Raw genomic sequence first — 3,364 nt, 5'->3', positions numbered from 1 at the left:
TAGATAGCGCCTGCTGCGAGAGCCTCATAAGTCCTCTGGTGATCTCTCTCTCACCGCCAGATTCCTCCAGGTCGTAAGTGAGATCTTGGGTTATGATCCGGCGCTCTAGAACCTCGCACATCGATATTACCTGGTAATTCTTGCTATTAAAATCTTGGTAGCCAGGTGTTAGTTGTTCCTGAAATCAACAACGCGTATTGGGGAGACTACCAAGAAGGACCATAGGCCGAAAGGGATATATCCGTTTCAGTTAGGATTATCTATTCATGGCAGAGGCAAAGAACCAAGAAGTCAACCAAGAAGTTATCCAGGATGCAAACGAGGCCGCCTTGCAGGAGTTTGAAGCGGGCCTTGCCCGAAGCATCAGTCAATACAAAGCTGGTTTAGTTAAGACCTTCAAGACCAAAGAGGATTTCTTAGACCACCTGAAGAACCTTGAGTAAGCCTCATGGAATACGACTCCACACCCGAGTTTGATGAGCAATTTTCGAAGCTCATCAGGAAGAACAGGGCGCTGGAGGTGCGACTTCTCAAAAAGATAAGGCAAATCCTTGATAATCCATCGATCGGCACCCCAAAGCTTCACCAGCTTAGACACGCTCGCGGCTCCCACGTGGATCCATATGTAATCGTCTATGCAGTCAAAGGCGACATAATCACATTTTTATATGTAGATCATCATGATTTTGTTTATCAGAAGGCATCGGAAATCATGGCAAGATGGGAAATGGAAATCGGAGATTAAATAATAATGTTTTAGATGCACGCCGAATACAATGATATTCTTAGCGCCCTATCCCTCAGGTCTCTGTTCTTCTTGGTCAGACGCTTGAAGTTCCGATCAATGCGGGCGATAAACGCTGAATGTACGCCATCGAAGTCTTATGTTTCTCTAGATGATCTATAAACTCATCTGCATTGCGAAATCGCTTTCCTAGACCTGCTCTGATCTCAGACTCTCCTTCCAGGGTTCCGGCCACTATTCTTGGATTCTCCTCTGGTGGTACCGTTTTCTTTCCAGGCATCTCGGCGACTTTCGCATTCATCTATCTGATCTTCAATCCAATTCGTTAAGCATTTTTCGGTGTTGATGCCAAGAGCAGTTCTATAATTCCTCTTCAAAGTAGTCTGCATCCAGCCTTTTGATCTCATAGGTCACATCATTCGTTACACCAATCCCATAGTCTATCATTAGCTCGGCAAGCTTCTCTCCGTCAATCAGCACGATCTTCTTCTCAATCCTGGTGACGTAATCCAGTGCATCCGGGCTGAATTGCGATGTCGTGATGAGCACGCCTTTTCGGGCTCTGTGTCCCTCCAGGCTCCCGGCAAAGGCCTGCACCACCTGCCTGCCAATAGTTCTCCCTCCCATCTCTTGGCCTGCAGATAGATGGCATCCAAACCGAGCCGGTCCTCTTTGATGATGCCGTCCACTCCGCCATCGCCGCTTCCGCCCACCGCTTCTCCGGCGTCCTGGCGAGAGCTGCCATAGCCCATGGCCACCAATAACTCCACCACCAGATGCTCAAAGTGGAGTGATACTTTAATGCAAAAATTCTTCAGGCGGGCTCAGCCAACGTTTGAACTGCGCTATAAGAAATTCAGGCCATTATTATGGCTAATTTAAATCAACGCAAACTATTTTTTAGTGGGCGACGCGAGTCGGGCCTCCGGCCCTCCCGCGGGAGTGCCCTGGGCCCCCTCAACGCCGGGGTGGCTTGGATACAACGAGGTGAGCCGTTGATTGGATTGAGATATATCTGATATGATATTCTTCCGCTGGGAAGCATCTCCCTTCGATCGGATTCGGTTATATTGAAATTGCGGGAGAGTGCATCTCTTGCCTCTCTCTGTTTGTGCTCAAGGCCGTCGGCTGCGAAATTGAGCAGCGGCAGCATGAAGCTCTGATAATCAGGAACTGCCATTATCTGACCTCCAGATTTGTATTGCTATTGCGATTCTTCGACAATCCTGTGGAACCCAAGAAAATCGTACCTTGTTCTCAGAAGTCATATGGTATCCCTTCATCTACCAATATTACATTCTCAAAATTCTTGACGAACCAATCTCTCGATTCGGTATGAATTGGAACTAAATAATCTGGATCTACTTGATCAATAACCCATTTAAGATCCTCGCGAGATGCATGGCCCGAAGCATGAAACCGCTTATCAAAGGTTGGATAGTAATTGCCGCCATCTTCTTTCTCCACAGAAAACCCAACCGGATCTATCTTGAAATGCTCCAGCCAATGCCAAAGCCGCACAAAATCGATCTCCATTTCCTCGCTGAACGCCTCGCAAGCAGAATAGATGTAAGTGCCGCCATTCGGTTTTATATCGAGAAGATGTTTCATATCGAAGAATGAAAAGCAGAGAATAAAGTTATCGGGATTCTCTCGTATCGTTTCATGGTTAACATATTGATCAAAGAATAACGGTTGAACTACTTCCTGCTCCCATTTTCGCGACTTATTTCCAATCTCGCTGTATACCCGCAAGGAATCCATTTTACATGCATTATCTATGCAAGCAAGAGCCTGGAGCATATAAATGTCCTTAGCTGGCACTACAAGCTCTCTGCCCATCTTCTCTGCAATATTTTGGAAGGATTCAAGACGCTCAAAGTTCCGAGCGGAAAAATCTGCGATAATAAGACCTGATGCTGACCCTACCTTGTCCCTGCAAACTTCGCATACGGACTTCTCTGATGTTGTTCCGTTATCTGGTGAATCATTCCGCCCGGCACGAGTTCCCTCTGTGATTAAGATAGATGCGTCTTTTGCCTTTTTAACAAAATCGCGCGTTGCGTCTCCATTCCTCCCGTGTAGCCTGAAGTCTCCTGTGTATGCTATTGTAGTGTCTCCTTGCAGGATATAAGCGGTTGCCCCAAAGATGGAGTGATCCACAGGATGTGCTGAGATCTCGAATGGGTAGGCGGCATTATCATAGAAGCTGCATGTTCCTGGCTCCAATTTCTTTGCTCTCTTGCCGTCTTGTCCTGGCCTTCTTGAAAGAAAGTTAGTCAACTCCTCGGATGGCTTCTTGGTACAGCAGAAGTCTCTGCCCTGGTAGTTTATGGTGGCAACTGAAGAAAGATACAAACCCATCTCATCAGATGGCTGCCTGGGAGAAAAATAAGTAGTATCACCTTCTAGTGATGTGCTGGCGGTATCCTGCATTCCTTTCATGATGACTATGGTTTCCGGCGAAGCTACAATAGGAATGTCTTTTCGAAGCATTCCGATGTTTCCGCAGTGATCCATATGGGCGTGAGAGAGGAGAACAGCAGCAACATTTAATGATGGGTATTGGCTGATAGAAAGATCACTGGGAATGAGATCCGGTCGATAGATATTGAGCTT

Annotated in this window: 5 protein-coding genes and 1 pseudogene; 2 read left to right on the top strand and 4 right to left on the bottom strand. The window is 46.8% G+C overall.

The window, feature by feature from the left end; translation table 11 throughout:
* Nucleotides 1–266: 266 nt before the first annotated feature.
* Both BP822_RS00025 and BP822_RS00020 read left to right on the top strand, forming a co-directional pair.
* Nucleotides 267–443 carry a hypothetical protein gene (locus tag BP822_RS00025; RefSeq protein WP_013718805.1) on the top strand — a complete coding sequence of 59 codons (177 nt, stop codon included), beginning with the start codon at nt 267–269 and terminating at the stop codon, nt 441–443.
* A gap of 5 nt (nt 444–448) precedes the next feature.
* Nucleotides 449–745 (top strand): type II toxin-antitoxin system RelE family toxin, encoded by a 297-nt coding sequence (locus BP822_RS00020; RefSeq protein ID WP_013718804.1) that lies wholly within the window; start codon nt 449–451, stop codon nt 743–745.
* 76 nt (nt 746–821) lie between these two features.
* On the opposite strand, the gene BP822_RS00015 is transcribed toward BP822_RS00020, so the two are convergent.
* From BP822_RS00015 to BP822_RS00005, 4 genes and pseudogenes are all read right to left on the bottom strand, one after another.
* Nucleotides 822–1,046 carry a hypothetical protein gene (locus BP822_RS00015; RefSeq protein WP_013718803.1) on the bottom strand — a complete coding sequence of 75 codons (225 nt, stop codon included), beginning with the start codon at nt 1,044–1,046 and terminating at the stop codon, nt 822–824.
* Nucleotides 1,047–1,105: 59 nt separating this feature from the next.
* Nucleotides 1,106–1,530, bottom strand: a pseudogene (locus BP822_RS12835) (restriction endonuclease); the annotation flags it as partial.
* A gap of 98 nt (nt 1,531–1,628) precedes the next feature.
* Nucleotides 1,629–1,898: a winged helix-turn-helix domain-containing protein gene (locus BP822_RS12830; protein WP_232844374.1), complete on the bottom strand. Its 270-nt coding sequence runs from the start codon at nt 1,896–1,898 to the stop codon at nt 1,629–1,631.
* A gap of 104 nt (nt 1,899–2,002) precedes the next feature.
* Nucleotides 2,003–3,364: MBL fold metallo-hydrolase RNA specificity domain-containing protein (locus tag BP822_RS00005; RefSeq protein ID WP_286877454.1), on the bottom strand; the 1,362-nt coding region annotated here is incomplete at its 5' end.

Origin of the sequence: Methanosaeta sp. UBA458, assembly GCF_002496085.1 — an archaeon.
Lineage (GTDB): Archaea > Halobacteriota > Methanosarcinia > Methanotrichales > Methanotrichaceae > Methanothrix > Methanothrix soehngenii.
The sequence above is the reverse complement of the archived record's forward strand: the minus strand, read 5'-3'. Positions and strand labels throughout refer to the sequence as shown.